The sequence below is a fragment of the Photorhabdus sp. HUG-39 genome (genome assembly GCF_963878365.1).
GTDB classification, from domain to species: domain Bacteria; phylum Pseudomonadota; class Gammaproteobacteria; order Enterobacterales; family Enterobacteriaceae; genus Photorhabdus; species Photorhabdus kayaii.
In genome coordinates this window covers 1-24,102 of record NZ_CAWNWY010000043.1, presented here as the reverse complement: position 1 = coordinate 24,102, position 24,102 = coordinate 1, and the positions used below count along the sequence as shown (strand labels likewise).

Sequence of the window (24,102 nt, the reverse complement as noted above, 5' to 3'; positions counted from 1 at the left end):
AGTCAACAAGTTTATTTAAGGCCAATTGCTCTCTTAACCGGCGCAAAACTTTTACGATGATGTTCTGTCGCTCCCAACCAAACCAACTTTTCTAAATGAAATGCTGTCGGGTAGCCTTTATGCTTAGCAAATCCATATTCAGGAAACAGTTGATCAAGTTCAGCCATTTCCCGATCTCTGGTAACTTTCGCCACAATAGAAGCGGCACTGATTTCAGCAACCAGTCCATCTCCTTTTATCACCGCTTGTGCCAGCATAGGTAATTTAGGGCAACGGTTACCATCAATCAGCACATATTCAGGAGAAATAGGCAAATTAGCCACAGCCCTTTGCATCGCAAGCATAGTTGCATGCAGGATATTCAATTGATCAATTTCTGCCGGTTCTGCACGCCCCAAGCTCCAGCACAATGCTTTTTCTGTGATCTCCAGATACAGTGCCTCACGGCGTTTTTCACTAAGTTTTTTAGAATCAGCCAAACCAACTATCGGCTGTAATGGATCTAAAATAACAGCCGCAGTCACAACCGCACCCACTAATGGACCTCGACCAACTTCATCAACTCCAGCAATCAAACTTGCCTGAGGATATATAAATTCCATCATTTTCCTGCCAATTCCAACACGGCTTGTGCTGCCTGTTCGTCAGCATTACAACGAATGCTTTCATGCAAATGTAAAAATGTCTGTTTCAATGCTTCAACTTTTTCACTGCCTTGTAGTAACGGCAACAACTCATCTACCAGTTTTTGCGGCTGACATTTTTCCTGCAATAATTCTTTAACTAACTCTTCACCGGATAATAAGTTAGGCAATGAAACATAAGGCGTTTTTACCAAGCGTTTTGCCAACCAGAAAGTCAATGGCTTCATCCGATAACCAACTACCATTGGACATTTCGCCAACATACATTCCAGAGCAGCAGTACCAGAGGCCAAAAGTGCAGCATCACTTGCGATCATGATTTCTCTCGCTTTGCCATCCACAAGATGAACATTCAGCTCTGGCGCAACTTCTTGCTTAATGCGCTCAAATTGTTCACGCCGTTTAGCATTCACCAACGGCACAAATACATGCAGATCAGGTATGTTTCGCTTCAATAACTGAGCAGTTTTAAGAAAATCCGCACTCAGCATCTCAACCTCAGAATGGCGACTCCCCGGCAATAAAGCCAAGCAAACAGACTCTGGCAGAATACCTAATAGCTCACGTGCCGTCACTTTATTGGGTTGCAATGGCATAGCATCCGCCATGGTATGTCCAATAAACCGGCACGGAACATTAAACTTATCGTAAAACGCTTTTTCAAAAGGTAAGAAAGCCAGAACCATATCTGTGGCTTTACCAATTTTGAAAACACGTTTCTGCCGCCAAGCCCATACCGACGGACTAACATAATGAATGGTGCGGATGCCCCGCTGTTTTAACCGACCTTCTAGAGTAATATTGAAATCCGGCGCATCGATGCCCACAAACACATCAGGTTTTAGTTCCGTGAAACGGGTTGTCAGATCCTTACGTATTTTCAGTAAACGAGGCAAACGTTCGAGAACTTCGACAACCCCCATTACTGCTAGCTCTTCCATCTCATACCAAGCTTCACAACCTTCAGCCTGCATAAGAGGGCCTGCCACACCAACAAAACGGGCATTAGGTACTTTAGCTTTTAATGCACGAATTAAACCTGCTCCAAGGATATCACCGGAGGTTTCTCCGGCGATTAATCCAATAGTCAACGGGCGCAGACTATCAATAGTAGAAATGGTAGCCAAAGGGGTATCCTTCATCTACTTAACGGACAATGCCACGGGTAGAATTTGCCAGAAAATCGCTGAAGATTTTTACATACTGATTATTTTCAGCCATCTCAGCAATTTCTTGTTGTGCTTCTTCTAACGTTTTTCCGTTACGATACAAAATCTTGTACGCATTTCTAATTGCATTCAATGAATCTTTATCAAAACCACGGCGTTTCAGCCCTTCGACATTAGTGCCAAAAGGTGTTGCATGATTCCCCTGAGCAATAACGTATGGCGGAATATCCTGTACCACACCGGAACACCCGCCCACCATAGCATGAGAGCCAATCTGACAAAACTGATGAATCGCACTCATACCACCAATGATGACATAATCACCCAGGATAACATGCCCCCCCAAAGTACCATTATTAGCAATGACACAACGATCACCGACAATACAGTCATGAGCAATATGGGCATTAATCATCAACAAATTATCATTACCGATTTTCGTTACACCGCCACCTTGCACAGTGCCACGATGAATGGTGACACTTTCGCGGATACGGTTACGATCACCAATTTCAACTCGGGTTGGTTCACCGTGATATTTCAGGTCCTGATTCATTTCGCCAATAGAAGCAAACTGAAAAATCTGGTTATCACGGCCGATTTTGGTTATTCCATTGACAACAACATGAGACTTCAGCTCTGTACCTTCGCCAATTTCAACCTGAGAGCCAATACAACAAAACGGCCCAATACGAACATTGGCACCAATAACCGCACCATCTTCTACAATAGCGCTAGGATGTATATAAGCGGTTTCATCAATCATGGGCTAAACCTCACGACGGCGAGCACACATCATTTCTGCTTCGCAAGCTATTTCTCCATCGACTTTCGCTACGCCTCTACAACGCGCAACCCCTCGACGCTCCTTAATAAATTCTACTTCTAATATCATTTGATCCCCAGGTACTACCGGGCGTTTAAAGCGGGCACCATCGATAGCGGCAAAATAATAGAGCTCATTTGGCTCTAGCTTACCCACACTCCTAAATGCCAGAATTCCGGTGGCCTGTGCCATAGCTTCAAGGATCAGAACGCCTGGGAAAATAGGTTTGCCGGGAAAATGCCCCTGAAAGAAGGGTTCGTTAAAAGATACGTTTTTTACTGCACGTAAGAATTTACCTTCCTCAAAATCAAGCACGCGATCCACTAATAAAAACGGATAACGATGTGGAAGTAGATCTAAAATTTCTTCAATGTGCAGAGTATGATTATCACTCATCTAAATACTCTTCCTGTCAAAAGGACTAATTGTATTAACGACACGGCCCGCTTAAACCCCAAATCCAGAGTTCCCAGGCAGGCCGCAAAAATAAGACACAACCAAAAATATAGTGCAATTAAATATAGTGCAATTAAATATAGTGCAATTACTCGTTTTCGTCTTCCAGCTTACTCTCCATTGACTTAAGACGTTTATTCATTTCATTGATATTCATGACTAAAGCTGCCGTCTTACGCCAAACTTTATTTGGTTGTGCCGGAATTCCAGAGGAGTATACACCAGGTTCAGTGATAGGACGCATCACCATACTCATCCCCGTGACTGTTACCTTATCACAGATTTCCATATGTCCATTAATGACACTGGCGCCACCAATCATACAGTAACAACCAATTTTCAGACTACCGGCCATGACCACACCGCCAGCAACCGCCGTATTGTCACCAATGATAACATTATGAGCAATCTGACACTGGTTATCGATAATGACACCATTACCAATAATGGTATTATCCAAAGCTCCTCGATCGATAGTTGTACAGGCACCAATCTCAACCCGGTCACCAATAATGACTGAACCTAATTGAGGGATTTTAACCCATTTACCACGATCATTCGCATAGCCAAAACCATCAGACCCGATCACTGTTCCTGACTGAATCAAACACTGTTCACCCATTTCAACATTATGATAAACAGAGACATTCGCCCAGAGACGAGTTCCCGCGCCAATACGCGCATTTTTACCAATAAAGCAGCCTGCACCGATAACAACATTATCGCCAAGGACAACGCCAGATTCGATAACCGCATTGGCTCCAACAGCAACGTTTTTACCCAAAATTACCTGAGGTGAAATCACCGCAGAAGGGTGAATATCCTGTGCGGGAACCGGTGTTGTATCCATAATCTGAGCCATATAGGCATATGCCAGATAAGGATTATCGACAACCAACGCCGGAATATTGCAATAAGGAAGATCTGACGCCTGGAGAACAACAGCGGCAGCCTGACATTCACCTAAACGTTCACGGTAACGACTGTCAGACAAAAAAGTGATCTGTTCGCTATTGGCCGAATGCATTGGTGCAATACTGGTGATAACAATATCGTCATCACCATGTAATTGTGCATTCAACTGCTGAGCTAAATCAGCCAATCGAATTGAAGACATCTATTATTTAACCTGTTTTAATACACTTGCAGTAATATTTTTGCCAGATACTGAATAAGCAACAGCATTCGCATCAATAACGACATCATAGCCTTCTTTGCCAGCAACCACTTTGATTGCGTCCTGGATACGACTTAGAATTTTGTTGCGCTCTTCCATCTCGCGACGACGGTGATCTTGTTCAAAAGCTTGGGCTTTTTTGCCAAATTCTTCACGCTTAGCCATCACCTCTTTTTCCAGATTAGTACGTTCACTGGATTTCATAGTGGAGCCATCGCGCTGTAATTTCTGGATCTTGGACTGCAAGTCAGTTTCCATCCGTTGCAATTCAGATGCGCGGTTTTTAAACTCATTTTCCAACTGCTTCACAACAGCTTCGCGGGCTGGTAGCTGCTGGAAAATCTCACCAACATTTACAACGGCAATTTTGTCTGCTGCCTGAGCACCAACAGAGAAAGCTAATGCAATACCAAAGCTTGCTGCACACAACCATTTTTTCACTATAAACTCCTTAAACCACGCTATCTGTAACCTATTGGAAAACTTAGTTAATGCTCTGAAACCTACGATTTCAGAGCTTGCTCTATCAATAATAAGATAAAAACGCATTATCACCAGGTTTTGCCAATATTAAATTGGAATTGCTCCGATCTATCACCTTCGTAATCTTTGATCGGCTTAGCATAAGAGAACACCAGCGGACCTAAAGGAGACATCCATTGCAATGCAATACCCGCAGAAACACGGATATTACCTGGTTTACTGTAATCAGGTATACCACTGCTCTTCATCGCAGCAGAATCATTCCAATAAGTATCCCAAACCGTACCTGAATCAATAAAGAATGAAGTTCGGACAGAATTCGAATACTTACTATCGAGGAATGGCGTTGGCGTAATCAACTCAAGGCTGGCTACCGCCATTGCGTTCCCCCCCACCGCATCGCGAGATGGGCTATCTTTCTTAGGCAGCCCGTCTTTATTCAGGTAAATAGCCTTAGGACCGATATTGTTAGAACGGAAACCACGAACCGTACTGGAGCCACCTGCATAAAAGTTTTCATAGAATGGTAACTCTTTACCACCTAATCCATCACCATAGCCTAAACGGCTGCGCCCCAAAATCACCCAAGTATGATCATCATTAATCGGATAATACGCAGAGGTGTCAAGAGTCACTTTATAGAAGTTATTATCCGAACCAGGAATAGTCACTTTACCATTCAGTGTCGATTTCACCCCGGATGTTGGGAAGAAACCACGGTCAAGGTTGTTATATGTCCAACCTACATTCAAAGCAAAGTCATCTGCTTTGAACTCAGCTTTACTTTTATAATCTGGTTTCTCTCCCATAGAATTCAGATAACGCCACATTGCAGCCTGCGGAAGCATATCAGACAGCGAGTTATGAATATAATTTAATCCAAAACGCAGAGAGTTATTTTCATTAATCGGAAAACCGAGGAAACCATCTATACCGTAACTTTGGTTAGTATAGCCGGATAATTCAGCATCATCAGCCCTGAAATCGTTGTAGAATACCCGGCCACCAAGACTCACTCCATTAACTGTGAAGTATGGATCAGTGAAGGAGAGCTCTGCATAGGTTGAATAATCGTTCTTACTGGCATTAATCCCCACAGCATTACCTGTACCTAACCAGTTATCTTGCTGAGCACCAATCTGGAAACTAACGCCGCTTTCTGTACCAAAACCAACACCAAAGTTCAAAGAGCCGGTATTACGTTCTTTCACTTTATAAACGACATCTACCTGATCAGGGCTGCCTGGTACACGCTGAGTTTCAACATCTACCGTTTCGAAATAACCCAAACGGTTAAGACGCTCTTTACCCAGTTCAATCAGATCACTTCCTAACCATGCTCTTTCCATCTGACGCATTTCACGACGTAGAACGGAATCTTTAGTGGTGTCATTACCAGAGAAACGAATTTTACGAACATAGAAACGGTTACCTGCATCAATATTGACATGCAGTTTTACTGTCTTGTCTTGATCATTGATTTCAGGTTGCGTCATTACTCGTGGGTAAGCATAACCATAGCGACCAAGCAAGTTCTTGATATCATTTTCCATTTTAGTCACCTGAGTCCCGTTATACAGAGATCCAGGCTCAATGACAGCCAGTTTAGTAATTTCAGACTGATAACCCGCCATATTACCGTTCAGGTCAATACCTGATATTTTGTATTGATCACCTTCAGTTATATTTATCGTGACATAAATACCTTTTTTATCTGGCGTCAAACTGACCTGAGTCGAATCAATGTTAAAACGGGCATAACCGCGATCAAGGTAAAAACTGCGCAATGCTTCAAGGTCACCAGTCAGTTTTTGTTTCTGATATTTCTGATCGGCAGTCAGATTCCACCACGGCACATCATCTCTAAGTTGGAAACGATTCAATAACTCATCAGAAGAAAATGATTTATTACCAACAATGTTAATTTGCTGGATTTTTGCCGAAACACCTTCAGCGAAAACCAGTTTCAAATCGACACGGTTACGTGGAAGTGGCGTAACAACCGCTTTTACACTAGCGTTGTATTTACCCACACTATAATAGAAATCCTCCAACCCTCTTTCGATATTGGACAACATCGTACGGTCAAGGGCTTCTCCGATCCGAACATGAGATGCCTCAAGGTTTTGTTTCAACATGTCATCTTTCACCGATTTATTGCCAGAGAAAGTGATGCTGGCAATAGTCGGCCGTTCTTTTACCTGAACAATAAGTGTATTGCCATCACGCAGGACACGAACGTCTTCAAAGTTACCAGTAGCAAATAGTGCATGAATGGTACGACCGATATCTTCATCGCTGACCGTATCACCTACGCGAACTGGCATATTCAGTAATGCTGCACCTACGGCGACGCGTTGAAGACCTTCAAAGTGAATATCCTGAACTACGAATCCGTCTGCACCGTATGCAGTGGCGCTGCCAAACAGCAGCGACGCTATGAGTAACTTTTTCATCGCCATCGTTGTAATGCGTCTTCCTAACTAGTCTTCCGCTTTAAAAACGGGAGAAATCATTGAAAAGTGCAAGCCCCATCAATAACACCAGTACTACGGCACCGATGCGATAGCTGAAGTCTTGTACACGCTCGGAAACTGGCCCACCTTTTATCTTTTCGATAAACAAGAAGAGCAAGTGTCCACCATCTAACACAGGTAATGGGATCAGATTAATAACCCCAAGATTGACACTTATTAGCGCCAAAAACATCAAATAATACACCAAGCCGGAATCAGCCGACACCCCCGCCCCTTTAGCGATAGAGATAGGACCACTCAGGTTGTTAATTTTCACATCACCAACGATCAGCTTACCAATCATACTGACAGTTAATCGCATCAGTTGCCAAGTCTTATCTCCTGCCTGATACATGGCAGAGAAAGGCCCGTATTGCTGAACGATTCTATATTCATCGGCTAATGGCACAACTCGCAGTTCCACACCGGCAAAACCAACTTTCCTGCCACCAGACTGTTGTCTTGCTTCCGGCGTCATAGAGAGAGAAATAATATGACCAACCCGATCCACGGAAAGTTCCAGCGGGACATTCGGATTATTGCTGACAAAGGATGTAAAAGTATGCCAAGTATCTATTTCCTGGTCACCGACTTTAACTATCCTATCTCCCTTTTGCAAACCCGCTTTTTCTGCTGCGGAGCCAGGGATAACTTTTTCCACCAGAGAATCCAAACGAGGACCAACAGGCATAATCCCTAGTGACAACACAGGATCCTGCTTATCCGGATCAAAGCTCCATTGCTGCAAATCCAACGTTTTCTCCACCGGATATGATGAGCCTGGAGAGATAACCTGAACAGTCATGTTATCGTCACCTATCTTACCTACCAAAGCAAAACGAACTGAATTCCAATCAGGCGTTTCGATACCATCTACGGATTTTAGTTCCATTCCCGATGAAATATTTGCTTGCGCAGCGATAGAATCTGGTTTGATATCCGCAACAACAGGACGTATTGCCGGCACACCAATAATAAACACCAACCAATAAACCACAGCCGCCAATAAAAAGTTAGCAATTGGCCCGGCACTGACTACCGCGGCACGCTGACCAAGTGTTTTATTATTGAATGCCATATGACGGTGTTCAGGAGAAACAGGTGAAACACGCTCATCAAGCATTTTCACATATCCCCCCAGTGGAATAAGGGCTATAACATATTCAGTTCCTTGACGATCTGTACGCCGCCATAGAGCTTTACCAAAACCAATGGAGAAACGTTCAACGTGAATACCACACTTTCTGGCCACCCAAAAATGGCCAAACTCATGCACAGTGATCAATATCCCTAGCGCAATAATAAAAGCCGCCAGATTCCAGAGAATTCCCATCATATTCTTCAAACACCGTCAAACATAGAGATCAAAATACCAGCAACATTAGGCCAGTAAAAACAGGGATCGCAGCCGTCAGGCTATCAATACGATCCATAACACCGCCATGTCCCGGAATTAGCTGGCTGCTATCCTTAATACCCGATTCACGTTTGAACATACTCTCAGTCAAATCACCAAATACAGAAGCGATAACAACAATAGCAGAACACAACATGAGTTTTTCAGGCATTGCAGGTACTGGAGCATATTTCCCAAACAACCATGAAATAATGGCCGCTGTCATTAACCCCCCCATTAATCCTTCCAGCGTTTTTCCTGGAGAAACTTTCGGTGCCATTTTACGTTTACCTAAAGTACGTCCGAAGAGATAAGCACCGGAATCCGCTCCCCACACTAGCAACATGACATACAATAACCACCATGCACCATAATATGAATTATCATCATATCCCTGAGTCCGTAACACCATCATTCCACAGTAAAACGGCACTAATGTCAGGACACCAAACAAAAGGCGCAATAAAATGGAGCTCTTCCAAATTACAGCGGAAGAAGGATAGGTAACAACCAGAAGCGTCGCGACAATCCACCAAATCATTCCCCCCCATAAGATAAAAGTGATTTGTGGTTGTCCAATCAAATCAGTGAAATCTGGCAGAGTATATTGTAAGGCCAATAAACCAATAGCAAACAGAACGGCCAAAATAGCCCGTTTCTTTTGGTTAAATAAGCCAGCGAATTGCCCCCATTCCCATGCAGCAAGGGCTGAAACAGCAATAATCACCAACCCAAACGCTACTGGTGGCAGCAAAAACAGAGCGGCAATCACAAGAGGGATTAATATCACAGCCGTTATAAGGCGGTACTTCAGCAAGAGTTCCTCCTATGATCCCACATCGGCATCGTCTGGTATTGTTCCGCCAAACCGGCGTTCTCTTTTGGCAAAGGCATTAATTGCACCTTCAAAAACGTTTTCATCAAAATCAGGCCAGAGTATATCGGTAAAATAGAATTCTGCATAAGCTATCTGCCATAACAGAAAATTACTGATACGATGTTCACCTCCGGTTCTGATGACCAAATCAACCTGAGGCTGCTGGCTTAGATTCATATAATTATTAACTAATTCTTCAGTAATATCCTGTGGCTCAAGGGAATTATCCTTAATCTGCTGAGCAATTTTCTGAACACTTTGAACAATATCCCAACGACCACCATAATTTGCAGCAATATTAAGTTGCAGACCCGTATTATTAGCGGTCAACTTGACTGAGCGATGGATTCGATCCTGTAAACGCTCACTGAACCGGCTGATATCACCAATAACAGATAATCTAATATTATGCTTATGTAAGCTTTTGATTTCGCTATCTAGTGCAAAAATAAATAATTCCATTAAAGAGCTGACTTCTTGTTCCGGCCGATTCCAGTTTTCACTACTGAAAGCATACAACGTCAGTGACTCAATTTTATGTTTAGCCGAGAAACTCACCGCACTACGTACCGCTTTAATCCCTGCACGATGACCAAAGGCTCTTAATTTCCCTCGTTTCTTTGCCCAACGGCCGTTACCATCCATAATAATGGCAACATGTTTAGGTAATAATGACGATAAATCGTTCTGATGATGATCGCTGGATAATATCACTCAATTAATCCTTTGCTGGTCAAGGTAATTCTCTTACAAGTTCAGGCATCCAAACATAAAAAAGCCGTGTCTGGTATCCACGGCTTGGGTAAAAGCCTAATTATCTGGAAGAGAACTTCCAAAATCTGAACCGTTAATTATATCAACCAACAGTTATACTCAAACTATACCATCAGGTAAAAATGCGGACAAATACCCATTTGCCAATCAAAGACTATCTGATAAATGAACGAATAATCTTTATAGCTAAATCTCTTGCGAGATTATCAATCTGTAAGACTTCCTCAATGCTCTGAGGTTCCGGCAAATTTAGTTTTTCTACAACCTGCCGGTTTATAATTGCAATATCTGTGAAAGAGATTCCATTTTGTAAAAAAATCTTAACGATTTCTTCATTCGCTGCATTCAACGCCGTGGTTGCAGCCTGACCTGCGTGGCAAGCTTCAATAGCCAGTTTCAAACATGGATACCGTTCATAATCTGGTTTCGAGAACGTCAGTGTACCTAAAGAACAAAAATCAAGAGGTTCAACACCAGAAGCAATACGATTTGGGTATGCCATTGCATAGGCAATGGGTGTACACATATCCGGTGTTCCTAATTGAGCAATAACGCTGCCATCCTGATAACGGACCATAGAGTGAATGACTGACTGAGGATGGATTACTACTTCCATTTCCGCAGCAGAGGCATTGAACAGACAACACGCCTCAATATATTCCAAGCCCTTATTCATCATTGTCGCAGAATCTACCGAAATCTTACGCCCCATCGACCAATTCGGATGAGCACAAGCCTGGTCCGGTGTTACAAAAGCTAATTGCTCCAAAGGGGTATGACGAAAAGGCCCGCCAGATCCTGTCAGAATGATATTAGCAATTCCATATTGTTTTAGATCTCCGCGCCCAAGGTTTCGTTGTATTACCTCTGGTAAGCTCTGAAAAATAGCATTATGCTCACTATCAATGGGTAATAATTGAGCATTATGTTTCGCTACAGCATCCATAAAAAACCGACCGCTGGTGATCAGCGACTCTTTATTAGCAAGTAAAATCTGTTTACCCGCCCGGATGGCAGCCAGCGTTGGCAATAAACCAGCCACACCAACAATCCCAGACATAACCTGATCAACATCATTCAAAGCAGCCAAATCACACGCAGCCTGTTCCCCGAAAAATACCTCGGTTTTACAACCTTGTTCAATAAGCAGCTGACGCAACTCTTTTGCGGAAACTTCATCCGCCATTGCAGCATATTGAGGCCGAAACTCCAGACATTGCTCAGCCATAACCTGGATATTTTTTCCAGCGGCAAGCGCTGTTACTTTGAATTTATCAGGATTATTGCGAACTACAGTAAGTGTACTTTTGCCTACGGAACCTGTGGAACCAAGGATGGTCAACCTTTTCATACTGATGCTCTGAATTGTTTTATTTGATGTGTATTGATACTTGTCTGATTTGCCTGGCTATGAACGCTCATGACTTCAGAGAAATGCCGAACAAAAATAGCGCCACAAGATAGCAGCGCTTGATATACCCGTCATCTTTCAAGTTGCCTCTTTGTTGGCTGCACTCTCTCACCCCGGTCACATAGTTATCTATGCTCCCGGGGATTCGCTCCCTTGCCGCCGCGATCCATCTTGAAATCCATAGGGTATATATCTTATGAAAGAGATTAGAACTCCATCAGTTCTTCTTCTTTCTTCGTCAAAGCTTCATCAACTTTTTTGATGAAATTATCCGTCAGCTTTTGAATATCATCCTGCGCACGACGCTCATCATCTTCACTGATCTCTTTGTCTTTCAGCAGTGCTTTGATTTTGTCGTTAGCGTCACGACGAATATTACGCACAGAGACACGCCCCTGCTCAGCTTCGCTACGAACCACCTTAATCAGATCCTTGCGGCGCTCTTCTGTCAATGGTGGCAAAGGAACACGGATTGTTGTTCCCGCAGAAGATGGATTCAGCCCTAAATCAGAAGCCATGATTGCCTTTTCAATCGCCGGCGTCATAGTACGATCAAATACCGTGATAGCTAGGGTACGTGCATCCTCAGCGACGACGTTAGCAAGCTGACGCAAAGGCGTTGGTGTACCATAATACTCAACAGTGATACCATCCAGCAGACTAGGAGAAGCCCGGCCAGTACGAACCTTGCTGATTTGGTTTTTAAGTGCTTCGACGCTCTTTTCCATACGGTCTTGTGCGTCTTTTTTGATTTCATTAATCACGTTACAAACCCTTGGGAACTGGTTGTTTTAAAGCCATAAGCTATTATGACCATGTTTGTTAAATTTGGCGTATCAGGCGACTCATCATACCGCTAAACATCTCTGGTGTCTTTGAACATTACTCGTGAGAAATCAGGGTGCCTTCATTTTCCCCCATTACCACACGACGCAACGCTCCCGGCTTATTCATGTTAAATACGCGAATAGGTAAGCTGTGATCACGAGCCAGCGTGAATGCCGCCAAATCCATAACTTTCAATTCACGCTCTAATACCTGCTGGTAAGAGAGCTTATCGAACAATACCGCTTCCGAATCTTTAGCCGGATCAGCTGAGTAAACACCATCTACTTTAGTTGCTTTTAGCACAACATCTGCTTCAATCTCAATACCACGCAAACACGCTGCCGAATCTGTAGTAAAGAACGGATTGCCGGTACCCGCAGAGAAAATAACAACACGACCATGACGTAATAAACTAATCGCTTCTGCCCAACTATAGTTATCACAAACGCCATTTAAAGGAATTGCAGACATTAGACGGGCGTTCACATAGGCGCGATGTAATGCGTCCCGCATTGCCAGACCATTCATCACTGTTGCCAACATGCCCATGTGGTCGCCGACTACACGGTTCATCCCTGCTTCTGCCAAGCCAGCACCACGAAACAGATTACCACCGCCAATGACGACACCGACTTGTACGCCTAACTCAACCAGTTCTTTGACCTCCTGAGCCATGCGATCTAACACGCTGGCATCTATACCAAAACCTTCTGCACCTTGCAGGGCTTCTCCACTGAGTTTAAGCAGGATACGCTGATATACGGGTTTTGCATTGGTTGCCATGATGTTCTGTCCTAAGCAGAAAAGTATATTGGGGATTTACATACATCCGAGCCATTCTGACCAGATGCAAAAACTCAACACCTACTGGGATAGGCGATTTAGATTAGATAAAACAGAACCGCCATTTGGCGGCCCTGTTTGTAAAAATTAAGACTATTTACTCATTGCAGCAACTTCTGCTGCGAAATCAGTCTCAACTTTCTCAATACCTTCACCCACTTCATAACGGATGAAGCTGGTCACTGTAGCAGTGTTTTCTTTCAACAGATCGCCAACTGTTTTGCTTGGATCCATCACGAAATTCTGACCTGTCAGAGAAATCTCACCTGTGAATTTATTCATACGGCCAGAAACCATTTTCTCTGCGATTTCGCGTGGCTTACCAGACTGCATTGCGATATCCAGTTGGATTTGGTGCTCACGATCAACAACATCAGCTGGTACATCACTTGGGTTAACATATTCTGGCTTGCTCGCAGCGATGTGCATAGCCACATGCTTAATCAGCTCTTCATTAGCGCCAGCGCCTTCAGCCGCAACCAGAACACCGATACGTGCACCATGCAGGTAAGTACCCAGTTGTTCACCTTCTAATATAGAAACGCGACGAATGTTAATGTTTTCACCGATTTTAGCAACCAGTGCAGTACGTTGTTCTTCAAACTTAGCTTTCAGAGTTTCAACATCAGAGATTTTATCAGCCAATACTGTTGCCATAACTTCTTTACCGAAAGCAATGAAACCTGCATCTTTGGCAACAAAATCAGTTTCACAGTTCAGCTCAACCAGAGCGCCGAATTTGCTATCAGCAGCCACTTCCGCCAGGATGATACCTTCAGCAGCAACACGGCCAGCTTTCTTAGCCGCTTTCGCTTGACCTGATTTACGCATGTTGTCAATCGCTAATTCGATATCGCCATTAGCTTCAACCAGCGCTTTTTTACATTCCATCATACCTGCGCCAGTACGCTCACGCAGTTCTTTTACCAAAGCAGCGGTAATTCCAGACATTTGTTTTATTCCTCGATGTATCCCGCAGGAAGAGAGTATTCCGCATGGATAGTTCTTATATCAGATACGTAAAAGGGGGCCATAACAGGCCCCCCTAACCAATATATTTCAATACCTGGTTAATAAGGGCTCAATAATGAGCTTGCCTTATTATTCAGCTTCTACAAAGCTTTCTTCTGCCTGAACAGCCAGATCTTGAGAACGACCTTCACGAACAGCAGTAGCAACAGCACCTAGATACAGTTTTACTGCACGGATTGCATCATCATTACCAGGGATGATGAAATCAACACCATCTGGATCAGAGTTAGTATCAACAACAGCGAATACTGGGATACCCAGGTTGTTTGCTTCTTTGATAGCAATGTGTTCATGTTCAGCATCGATAACAAACAGAGCATCAGGTAAGCCGCCCATATCTTTGATACCACCCAGACTATTTTCTAACTTACCAAGTTCACGAGAACGAATTAACGCTTCTTTCTTGGTCAGTTTGTCAAAAGTACCGTCCTGAGACTGTGCTTCTAAATCTTTCAAACGTTTGATGGATTGACGAACGGTTTTCCAGTTAGTCAGCATACCGCCTAACCAACGGTGATTAACGAAGTATTGATCACAGTTCTGAGCTGCTTCTTTAACCGCTTCGCTCGCAGCACGCTTAGTACCAACAAACAAAATTTTGCCTTTGCGTGAAGCAATTTTGTTCAGTTCAGCTAACGCATCGTTGAACATTGGAACAGTTTTTTCCAGATTGATGATATGCACTTTGTTACGAGCACCAAAGATGAATGGTTTCATTTTTGGGTTCCAGTAACGAGTCTGGTGACCGAAGTGAACGCCCGCTTGCAGCATATCGCGCATGGAAACAGTTGCCATTGTAAACCTCTGTAAAATATTAAGTTGGGGTTATGCCTCCACGAGCCCCATAACACCGACTCTTTAGCTGCATGTTCTGCATGAGAGCACCCCGGTGTATGTGCCGACCCGTGTGTGTTATTTACACAGTGAGTATGTTTAACGCCACCCTGTTTTGCCTCAGTGGCAAATACACAGAACGCCGGTGCGCTTTATATCATAAACCGGCCTAAGACACCAACTTTTGTTGCCATTCTCTGATAGCTCAATGTGGAAAGAAAAGCCCGGTTACGAACGGTATTCTTGATGAGTAAATAAAGGTAACGAGGGAAATAGGGCTGCCAACTGTTATTGGCAGATATTCTGTAGGCTGATACCATTAGTTCAATAATTTTTTCCTTGTTGAAAAACAGACAACCAGCAGATTCGCTGGCTTTGAATGGACAAGTTTCATGGCAATCTCAATTAAAACCTCTAAAGATATTGAAAAAATGCGCGTCGCCGGTCGACTGGCGGCAGAAGTATTGGAAATTATTGAACCTTACGTCAAACCCGGTGTAACAACAGGTAAATTAGATCGTATCTGTCACGATCACATTACCAATAAACAACAGGCTGTCTCTGCCTGCCTTGGCTATCACGGTTTCCCAAAATCTGTTTGTATCTCTGTTAATGACGTAGTGTGTCATGGTATCCCAAGTGATGATAAGACCTTGAAAGATGGCGATATTGTTAATATCGATGTGACTGTCATCAAAGAGGGCTTCCACGGTGATACATCAAAAATGTTCATAGTTGGTAAACCAACCATTCAGGGTGAGCGCCTGTGCCGCATCACTCAGGAAAGCCTCTATCTAGCCTTGAAAATGGTGAAACCCGGTATTCGTCTGCGCACCCTTGGTAGAGCCATCCAACAATTTGTTGAAGCCAACGATTTTTCTGTGGTCCGTGAATATTGCGGTCACGGCATCGGCGCAGGCTTCCACGAGGAACCACAAGTATTGCACTATGATGCAGATGATGGTGGCGTTGTTCTGCAAAAAGGTATGGCTTTCACTATTGAGCCAATGGTTAACACCGGTGACTACCACATCCGTACCATGAAAGATGGCTGGACAGTCAAAACCAAGGACCGCAGCCTGTCTGCGCAGTATGAACATACCATCGTTGTTACTGATAACGGCTGCGAAATCATGACATTGCGTAAAGAAGAAGAGCCAACGCTTTCCGCAGTCTTGGTAAATGAATAATTAAAACAGCAAACTATGAAGCCTTGTTGAAATCATACAAGGCTTCTAAATCTTTTCTCCGCAATATCCCCTTGTTCAACACCCTACTTTCTCAGTAATCTGGCCGTTATGATTCGCCTTTCTCATAGGTTTATACTTATGTCAGCAGATATCGCCACAATTCAAGCCCCTATCCCGCCACTTTCTCCCGCTGATTTTTCCAGTGAAGATCTTCGCTACCCTGTGTTGAAACAGCACCTCGAAGAATTTCAGCTTTGGCTGGAACATGCATTTAAAGCGGGTATTTCCGCAGAAGCCTTGATTTCTGCACGCAGTGATTACATAGACCAGTTATTACAACAATTATGGTATGCCTATGGATTTGATAAAATTTCATCACTTTCATTGATTGCCGTCGGCGGATATGGCCGGCGGGAACTGCATCCGCTATCTGACATCGACGTGTTGATACTCAGTGAACAACCACTCACACCGCCTCAAGCTCAGAATGTCGGACAATTTATCACTTTACTATGGGATATCCGACTGGAAGTCGGCCACAGTGTCCGCACACTTGAAGAGTGTTTGCTGGAAGGGTTATCAGATCTGACTATTGCGACGAATTTAATCGAATCACGGTTAATTTGTGGCGATCCATCCATTTTTCTTCGATTACAGCGACATACCTTCAGTGATGGTTTTTGGCCTTCCACTGAATTCTTTGATGCCAAAATTGTCGAACAACACGAACGCCATCAGCGCTATCACAGCACCAGTTATAACCTGGAACCTGATATCAAAAGCAGCCCCGGAGGATTGCGAGACATTCATACCCTACTGTGGGTTGCCCGCCGCCATTTTGGTGCAACCTCCGTAGATGAAATGGTCGACTTTGGTTTCCTGACAGCAGAAGAACGTAATGAATTAAATGAATGCCAAAGTTTCCTCTGGCGTATCCGCTTTGCTCTTCATCTGATAGTCAATCGTTATGATAATCGTCTGTTATTTGATCGCCAGTTCAGTATTGCTCAATTACTAGGCTATCACGGAGAGCGTAATCAACCGGTAGAACGAATGATGAAAGATTTCTACCGGATGACACGCCGCGTTAGCGAACTCAACAATATGCTACTGCAACTGTTTGATGAAGCCATTCTGGCATTGGAAACCCATGAAAAGTCCCGCTCGTTGGATAGTGAATTCCAACTACGGGGACAACTTATTGATCTTATTGATGAAACTCTGTTTATCAAAGAACCCGCCGCTATTATGCGAATGTTTTATCGCATGGCGGAACATGAAGAAGTTCAAGGTATTTATTCTACTACGTTACGCCACCTCCGTTATGCACGCCGCAACCTGTCTCAGCCATTGTGTGAATTACCGGAAGCTCGCCAAATCTTTATGGATATCCTACGTCACCCAAGGGCGGTTGAAAGCGCATTTGTGCCCATGCATCGTCACAGTGTCCTTGGCGCTTACACACCGCTTTGGGGCAATATCGTCGGTCAGATGCAGTTTGATCTGTTTCACGCCTATACCGTCGATGAACATACCATCCGCGTACTGAGAAAACTGGAAAGTTTTGCCGATGAGAATAATCGTCCAGCCCATCCACTCTGTGTTGAGCTATACCCTCGTCTGCCTCAACCAGAACTCCTACATCTTGCTGCACTATTTCATGATATCGCCAAAGGGCGTACCGGTGACCATTCTGAACTTGGCGCTGACGATGCGCTCGCGTTTTCACTGCAACATGGGCTTAACTCACGAGAAGCTGATTTAGTAGCCTGGCTGGTTCGTCATCATCTGTTAATGTCAGTCACGGCTCAAAGGCGAGATATTCAGGACCCAGAAATCATCAAGCAATTTACCCATCAAATCCTCAATGAAACCCGGTTACGCTACCTGATCTGCCTGACAGTCGCTGATATCTGCGCCACCAATGTCAACCTATGGAATAGTTGGAAGCAGAGTTTGTTACGGGAACTCTATTTCTCTACAGAGAATCAATTGCGCCAGGGAAATACACCAGATTTTCGGGAACGCATCCGTCATAACCGTTTCCAGGCACTTGCTCTGTTGCGCCAGGATAATATTAACGAACAGAAACTTCATCAGCTTTGGAGTCGTTGTCATGCAGATTATTTTCTTCGTCATACGCCAAAACAACTTGCCTGGCACGCCCGTCATTTAGTGCAACATGATTCTCAAGAGTCACTGATACTGATAAGTACCAAGCCAACCCGTGGCGGTACAGAAATTTTTATCTGGAGCGTAGATCGTCCTTCCCTGTTTGCGGCGGTTGTCGGCGAACTGGATAGACGTAACCTGAGTGTTCATAATGCTCAGATCTTTACCAATCGTGATGGTATGACAATGGACACTTTCGTGGTACTGGAACCCAATGGTCATCCTTTAGCATCGGATCGCCATGAAATAATACGTGACGCACTTTTACAAGTTGTTCTGGCTCCTCACACCAAAACACCGAAAACACGAAAATTGCCAACCAAACTGCGTCACTTCAACGTACCAACAAAAGTCACCTTCTTGCCTACCCATAATGAACGACGAACCTATATGGAACTATTTGCCCTGGATCAACCGGGATTGCTGGCAAGGGTCGGTAATATTTTCGCCGAAATGGGGGTTTCACTGCATGGTGCACACATCACCACCATCGGTGAACGTGTCGAAGATTTTTTTGTGCTGGCAGATAAAGACCACAAGGCATTAAATAAAAAAGTCAGAGAAGAATTGTCAGAAAGGTTGACAGCAACCCTAAATCCAAAGGATAAAATATAACTCAATATATATACCCTAATGGATTTCAAGATGCATCGCGGCAGCAAGGGAGCGAATCCCCGGGAGCATAGATAACGATGTGACCGGGGTGAGTGAGTGCAGCCAACAAAGAGGCAACTTGAAAGATGACGGGTATAAGCCCATGATTCGGACGATAACCAAGGAACCCGATGCAATGCAGCAATTACAATCCATTATCGAAAATGCTTTTGAAAACCGTGCAACGCTTACTCCAGCAACCGTCAACCATGAAACACGTGATGCAGTTACTCAAGTCATCAACCTGCTGGATAGTGGAAAGCTACGCGTTGCAGAGAAAATTGACGGTCAGTGGGTCACTCATCAATGGCTAAAAATGGCTGTACTGCTCTCTTTCCGTATTAATGAAAATCAGATCATTGATGGCACAGAAAGCCGTTATTTCGATAAAGTTCCGATGAAATTCTCTGACTATGATCAGGCAAGATTTGAAAAAGAGGGCTTTCGTGTAGTGCCTCCTGCGGCAGCACGTCAAGGGGCCTTTATTGCCCGTAACTGCGTACTGATGCCTTCCTATGTCAACATCGGCGCTTATGTTGATGAAGGAACAATGGTAGATACCTGGACAACAGTCGGCTCCTGTGCCCAAATTGGTAAAAATGTCCATTTATCCGGCGGTGTCGGTATCGGTGGTGTATTGGAACCATTACAAGCGAACCCAACCATCATTGAAGACAACTGCTTTATTGGCGCCCGTTCTGAAATTGTAGAAGGTGTGATTGTCGAAGAGGGTTCAGTGATTTCAATGGGTGTCTATATTGGTCAAAGCACCAAAATCTATGATCGTGAAACAGGCGAAATTCATTATGGTCGTGTCCCTGCGGGTTCTGTTGTTGTCTCTGGCAACCTCCCATCAAAAGATGGTAGTTACAGCCTGTATTGTGCTGTCATTGTCAAAAAAGTGGATGCCAAAACACGAGGAAAAGTGGGCATTAATGAACTCCTCAGATCGATAGATTAAACTTTAAAATAGCGGATAATAAATAAGTCCGCTATTTTTTTGCTTTTTATCATCATTACCAACCTCAGTTAGTGTTATTAATATAGACAGTTTGAATACGGACAACATGCACGCTCCGAAACGTACACAAAGTACGTAAGGTATTTGGAGACGATCCGGATTCAAAATGACGCATAGAATAACCTACTGGGAAAAATACCCTTAAGGTGGTGCCATGTACGATAACTTAAAGAGTCTGGGGATCACATATCCCGAAGAAATTGACCGCTATAGTCTGCGTCAAGAAGCTAACAACGATATTCTGAAAATCTATTTTCGTAAGGATAAAGGTGAATTCTTTGCTAAAAGCGTGAAATTCAAATATCCGCGTCAGCGCAAGACTGTGACTGCAAACAATGCAGAGCAAGGATACAAAGAGATCAACGAAATCAATACCAACCTGCGTTATGTGATTGAAGAGTTGGATCAGATTTGCAAACGTGACCAAGTAGAAATCGATTTGAAACACAAAATCCTTGACGACCTGCGTCATCTTGAACACGTTGTTGCCAACAAGATTGCCGAGATTGAAGCCGATCTGGAAAAACTAACCCGTAAATAAAACGGTTCTATTAATTACACCGCCTATATCCTATTCGGTATAAGCGGTGTATTGTAATTATTCAATTAACTCTCCCCATTGTCTGATCCAAGGCTGAGCAAAAACTTCCGGTTCAGCTTCCTCCACTGCATCCACCATCAAAACTTCACCGATTCTTATTGCTCCTTGCTCTTGTAGTAACTCATCAAAAGTGCGGCCACCACCACAAAAATTCTCGTAACTGCTATCACCCAAGGCGATCACACCATAGCGTAATTCTGGCTGATAACCCAGTTCATCTCGCAAGGCATAATAAAGAGGTTGAATATTATCGGGTAAATCCCCTTGTCCAGTCGTTGAAGTGATAACTAAAACCATTTGATCGAGATAGGATTGCCATTGTTCCAGCTCCCCCTCTTCAAAGACTTCTACATCGTGACCTTGTTGTTCAAGGATCTGCTGTGCTTCTTCTGCAACAGCGAGCGCGTTACCATAAACAGTACCAACAAAAATACCTATCTTTGCCATAACTTATTTATCTCTTTTTAAAGGAATTATTAGTTATCCTCGCTGGCAACAGCAGAAAACTCAACCCTTCCCAAATCAGGGATAATTACCTTACCAGCTAAGTCGTCGCATCAAATCAAATATTGCCACTATCAAGTTGACTCTGTCATGTAAACAGGATCGTGACTGCTCCCCGCCGTAAAGACGTCGTCTTAAATCAAGTTATTTAATCAATAATAATTCAGTGTTAAAATCACTTTTTTAAACAACTTTAGTTGATGATATTGATATTAATATGAAAAATGACTATATCCTTTTCTTCAAGATCAATAATAGCATAATGAGATTAATAGAATGGCACAAATAAGCACTAAATAAAGGAAAACCATCACCATGTTTAATAATAGAGCTGTCGTGCTTAGTGTGTTATTAAGTGCCGAAAATATTACCGGCTCATCGGGTCTCATGATTTGGGTAGATACCGTGCTTAAAAGCGGAGGAATGATTTTAAACGCTTATATTCCTGTTTTTTCTTATTTATTAGGGTTATCTCTGGGATGTATGACCATATCCTTTTTTATTCGAAAAATGAATATTGCTTTGTTTGAAAAAAATATTTTTGGCTTCTTCTTATTAATAGCAACGATAAACTGCATTCTCTTTGTAAGAGAAACAATACTTATTCCAATTTGGCTGGATACTCTGCATAGAATATTATGGGGAGTAATAAGTGGATTTATTGTCACAATGGGAAGAAATATTCTTATAACCACAGGAAATGAAAAGAAAACGAATAGTAATTTTTCTATTTTAAGCCTGGCGTTATTAAGTCTACCATTTTTAATTCCTGTTATTTTCTCTCTTTTAAGTTTAAATTCCCGTACATCAGCAGACTTTTTTTCTGCTTTTATTTACTCTATTGCTTCAATTATTTATTTAACTGACTTTAAAAGTCATAATTTAAAAAACAACAATTTAAAAAACAATAACTTAAAAAAACAAAAACACAATATTAAATATCCTGTGAAAACAACCAATAAATTAGCTGTTTTCTTTGACTTTTCCAGTTTAGTTATAATCAATGTTTGCTTTTTCCTATCCTTAATGATTATGCCATCAATGCGAACAAAATATTTTGAGCATATTGATATAATTCAAATGTATATCATATTACTGATTATATGGTTCCCCTGTGCAATTGGGATCATGTCATTAAATCTGCACTTTTAACCAAAAGAATCATGATAGGCAATATCATGCAATTATTCTCTCTCGGATTCTGTTTACTTGGCATTATAACAAATTCTGGCATACTCTATTTGCTATTCACAATTATGGTATTTTTAGCTAATACCATTATGCAACCTATTTTTTTCTCTTATCTAGGATTATATTCAAAAAACTCTCTTTATACTTTGGGTATGCAATCAGGTATTTATGTATTTATTACTATGATCATCCTTTTTTATACTATTTATTTAGGTGTTGGCGTTGAAGACATCATTTCTGGATTTACAATATTACTAATTTCTTCAATAGTTATTTCGACTATTTTTCACTTTACCATTAACTCTAAAAAACAATAAATCCAACATAATTAACCTGAGGTTTGCTTAAGAAGCGAACTAAGTGCCTGAGGCACGATCAAAGTTTTTGCTAGATAAAACAAAATCGTGGAGATCCTCAGGCATGTTTAATTTAGAAGAACTTTACTGCTGCGTCGATGACTTTTGCCAAAAATTTATTCCTCTCTGGCATCAATAGTTAATTGAAAATGGTTTGCTCAAACGTCGCCGCGAAGCTTCCCTTTCTTTCAGTGAAGTGATGACGCTCCTCATTTTATTCCACATGAGCCATTATCGTGATTTTAAAACGTTTTATATTCAGCATGTCAAACACTATCTTAAGGCCGATTTTCCCCGCTTGGTCAGCTACACCCGCATGTTAACCTTAAAGCAAAGGGCGCTCATTCCTCTCTGTGCTTTTCTTTCGTCACGCAAAGCTGAAACCCAGGGGATCGCTTTTATTGATTCAACCAAAATTGCCGTTTGCCACAATCTCCGTATTCCCCGTCATCGCGTATTTCAAGGCGTCGCACAGCGAGGGAAAACCAATACCGGCTGGTTTTATGGCTTTAAACTTCATCTGGTTATCAATAATTGTGGTGAACTTTTGGCGGTTAAGTTGACCTCAGGAAATAAAGATGAGCGTCATCCTGTCAAAGCGCGGGTACAAGGGTTAACAGGGTGTTTATATGGCGATAAAGGGTATTTGTCACAGGCCTTGTGCGATGAACTGGAAGCACGTTAATCACTCATGTCCGTAGTAACATGAAGAATGAAGACAAAAGCGTTATATCTCTGGGATAAGCTGATGTTAAGAAGGTGATTTTTGATAGAAACGGTCATAGATCAGCTTAAAAATATTTCTCAGATAGAGCATTCAAGACACCGCAGTCAGCTCGGTTTTTTATTGGAAATCGTCGCTGGCCTAATTGCTTATACATTCCAACCTAAAAAACCGAGCTTGAATTTACGGGATTGTGATATCGCTATTTTTAAACGAAGCTGAGGTTAAATATTTTCATAGCGAGGATAATGATCTCCATTTCGGATAAAATCAAGCATCTTCAATGATTACGGGTATATAACGGATAATTTCTGAAGGTATAGAGAATATGGCAAACAATAAATGGCGGCTCAGTGATGAACTTTGGGGAAAAATGGCGCCACTTATCCCCGAATATAAAACTCAGCATCCGCTAGGCACACA

The 24,102-nt window shown here is 42.7% G+C and carries 22 protein-coding genes and 2 pseudogenes; 8 read left to right on the top strand and 16 right to left on the bottom strand.

From position 1 onward, the window contains the following. Positions 1–11: 11 nt before the first annotated feature. The 15 genes from rnhB to rpsB all read right to left on the bottom strand — a co-directional run bounded on the left by rnhB (position 12) and on the right by rpsB (position 15,227). Positions 12–602 (bottom strand): ribonuclease HII, encoded by a 591-nt coding sequence (gene rnhB / locus AAC155_RS21065; RefSeq protein WP_390904698.1) that lies wholly within the window; start codon positions 600–602, stop codon positions 12–14. Next, the gene (lpxB, locus tag AAC155_RS21060) at positions 602–1,786 is read right to left on the bottom strand and encodes a lipid-A-disaccharide synthase (RefSeq protein ID WP_113044015.1); all 1,185 of its coding nucleotides are present in this window, start codon (positions 1,784–1,786) and stop codon (positions 602–604) included. The genes rnhB and lpxB overlap by 1 nt, the downstream gene beginning before the upstream one ends. Before the next feature lie 4 nt (positions 1,787–1,790). Continuing rightward, positions 1,791–2,579: an acyl-ACP--UDP-N-acetylglucosamine O-acyltransferase gene (lpxA, locus tag AAC155_RS21055; protein ID WP_113044014.1), complete on the bottom strand. Its 789-nt coding sequence runs from the start codon at positions 2,577–2,579 to the stop codon at positions 1,791–1,793. 3 nt (positions 2,580–2,582) lie between these two features. Next, positions 2,583–3,035 carry a 3-hydroxyacyl-ACP dehydratase FabZ gene (gene fabZ / locus AAC155_RS21050; protein WP_011145059.1) on the bottom strand — a complete coding sequence of 151 codons (453 nt, stop codon included), beginning with the start codon at positions 3,033–3,035 and terminating at the stop codon, positions 2,583–2,585. A 148-nt stretch (positions 3,036–3,183) separates the two neighbouring features. Next, positions 3,184–4,212: a UDP-3-O-(3-hydroxymyristoyl)glucosamine N-acyltransferase gene (lpxD, locus tag AAC155_RS21045; RefSeq protein WP_113044013.1), complete on the bottom strand. Its 1,029-nt coding sequence runs from the start codon at positions 4,210–4,212 to the stop codon at positions 3,184–3,186. Positions 4,213–4,215: 3 nt separating this feature from the next. Beyond that, positions 4,216–4,713: a molecular chaperone Skp gene (gene skp, locus AAC155_RS21040; protein ID WP_112894895.1), complete on the bottom strand. Its 498-nt coding sequence runs from the start codon at positions 4,711–4,713 to the stop codon at positions 4,216–4,218. Positions 4,714–4,823: 110 nt separating this feature from the next. Next, positions 4,824–7,217 carry an outer membrane protein assembly factor BamA gene (bamA, locus tag AAC155_RS21035; protein ID WP_113044012.1) on the bottom strand — a complete coding sequence of 798 codons (2,394 nt, stop codon included), beginning with the start codon at positions 7,215–7,217 and terminating at the stop codon, positions 4,824–4,826. 34 nt (positions 7,218–7,251) lie between these two features. Then, positions 7,252–8,607 (bottom strand): sigma E protease regulator RseP, encoded by a 1,356-nt coding sequence (rseP, locus tag AAC155_RS21030; protein ID WP_113044011.1) that lies wholly within the window; start codon positions 8,605–8,607, stop codon positions 7,252–7,254. A gap of 28 nt (positions 8,608–8,635) precedes the next feature. Then, positions 8,636–9,484, bottom strand: a complete 849-nt coding sequence (gene cdsA / locus AAC155_RS21025) for a phosphatidate cytidylyltransferase (RefSeq protein ID WP_112879147.1) — start codon at positions 9,482–9,484, stop codon at positions 8,636–8,638. Positions 9,485–9,493: 9 nt separating this feature from the next. Further along, positions 9,494–10,189 (bottom strand): (2E,6E)-farnesyl-diphosphate-specific ditrans,polycis-undecaprenyl-diphosphate synthase, encoded by a 696-nt coding sequence (gene ispU, locus AAC155_RS21020; protein ID WP_228900898.1) that lies wholly within the window; start codon positions 10,187–10,189, stop codon positions 9,494–9,496. Between the two features lie 283 nt (positions 10,190–10,472). After that, positions 10,473–11,669 carry a 1-deoxy-D-xylulose-5-phosphate reductoisomerase gene (ispC, locus tag AAC155_RS21015; protein WP_113044009.1) on the bottom strand — a complete coding sequence of 399 codons (1,197 nt, stop codon included), beginning with the start codon at positions 11,667–11,669 and terminating at the stop codon, positions 10,473–10,475. Between the two features lie 266 nt (positions 11,670–11,935). Further along, the gene (frr, locus tag AAC155_RS21010) at positions 11,936–12,493 is read right to left on the bottom strand and encodes a ribosome recycling factor (RefSeq protein ID WP_113044008.1); all 558 of its coding nucleotides are present in this window, start codon (positions 12,491–12,493) and stop codon (positions 11,936–11,938) included. A 118-nt stretch (positions 12,494–12,611) separates the two neighbouring features. Then, positions 12,612–13,340 carry a UMP kinase gene (gene pyrH, locus AAC155_RS21005; RefSeq protein WP_112879144.1) on the bottom strand — a complete coding sequence of 243 codons (729 nt, stop codon included), beginning with the start codon at positions 13,338–13,340 and terminating at the stop codon, positions 12,612–12,614. A 153-nt stretch (positions 13,341–13,493) separates the two neighbouring features. Then, entirely contained in the window at positions 13,494–14,351 is an 858-nt protein-coding gene (tsf, locus tag AAC155_RS21000) for a translation elongation factor Ts (RefSeq protein ID WP_113044007.1), read from the bottom strand. A 150-nt stretch (positions 14,352–14,501) separates the two neighbouring features. Continuing rightward, positions 14,502–15,227, bottom strand: a complete 726-nt coding sequence (gene rpsB / locus AAC155_RS20995) for a 30S ribosomal protein S2 (RefSeq protein ID WP_112879142.1) — start codon at positions 15,225–15,227, stop codon at positions 14,502–14,504. A gap of 431 nt (positions 15,228–15,658) precedes the next feature. Here rpsB and map point away from each other — a divergent pair, with 431 nt between their 5' ends. The 4 genes from map to AAC155_RS20975 all read left to right on the top strand — a co-directional run bounded on the left by map (position 15,659) and on the right by AAC155_RS20975 (position 20,844). Further along, the gene (map, locus tag AAC155_RS20990; RefSeq protein WP_113044006.1) at positions 15,659–16,456 is read left to right on the top strand and encodes a type I methionyl aminopeptidase; all 798 of its coding nucleotides are present in this window, start codon (positions 15,659–15,661) and stop codon (positions 16,454–16,456) included. A gap of 138 nt (positions 16,457–16,594) precedes the next feature. Next, positions 16,595–19,243 carry a bifunctional uridylyltransferase/uridylyl-removing protein GlnD gene (glnD, locus tag AAC155_RS20985; protein WP_113044005.1) on the top strand — a complete coding sequence of 883 codons (2,649 nt, stop codon included), beginning with the start codon at positions 16,595–16,597 and terminating at the stop codon, positions 19,241–19,243. Between the two features lie 175 nt (positions 19,244–19,418). After that, positions 19,419–20,243, top strand: coding sequence for a 2,3,4,5-tetrahydropyridine-2,6-dicarboxylate N-succinyltransferase (dapD, locus tag AAC155_RS20980; RefSeq protein WP_113044004.1), 825 nt, complete (start codon positions 19,419–19,421; stop codon positions 20,241–20,243). 214 nt (positions 20,244–20,457) lie between these two features. Further along, positions 20,458–20,844, top strand: a complete 387-nt coding sequence (locus AAC155_RS20975) for a DUF3461 family protein (protein ID WP_011145044.1) — start codon at positions 20,458–20,460, stop codon at positions 20,842–20,844. A 57-nt stretch (positions 20,845–20,901) separates the two neighbouring features. Here AAC155_RS20975 and AAC155_RS20970 read toward each other — a convergent pair whose 3' ends face one another. After that, positions 20,902–21,351: a flavodoxin gene (locus tag AAC155_RS20970; RefSeq protein ID WP_113044003.1), complete on the bottom strand. Its 450-nt coding sequence runs from the start codon at positions 21,349–21,351 to the stop codon at positions 20,902–20,904. A gap of 372 nt (positions 21,352–21,723) precedes the next feature. On the opposite strand from AAC155_RS20970, the gene AAC155_RS20965 reads away from it, so the two are divergent. From AAC155_RS20965 to AAC155_RS20950, 4 genes and pseudogenes are all read left to right on the top strand, one after another. Further along, positions 21,724–22,560 carry a hypothetical protein gene (locus AAC155_RS20965; RefSeq protein ID WP_113044002.1) on the top strand — a complete coding sequence of 279 codons (837 nt, stop codon included), beginning with the start codon at positions 21,724–21,726 and terminating at the stop codon, positions 22,558–22,560. A 26-nt stretch (positions 22,561–22,586) separates the two neighbouring features. Then, positions 22,587–22,916, top strand: coding sequence for a hypothetical protein (locus AAC155_RS20960; RefSeq protein ID WP_113044001.1), 330 nt, complete (start codon positions 22,587–22,589; stop codon positions 22,914–22,916). 238 nt (positions 22,917–23,154) lie between these two features. Continuing rightward, positions 23,155–23,901: pseudogene (locus tag AAC155_RS20955) on the top strand (IS982 family transposase). 106 nt (positions 23,902–24,007) lie between these two features. Continuing rightward, positions 24,008–24,102 (top strand): annotated as a pseudogene (locus AAC155_RS20950) (IS5/IS1182 family transposase); the annotation flags it as partial.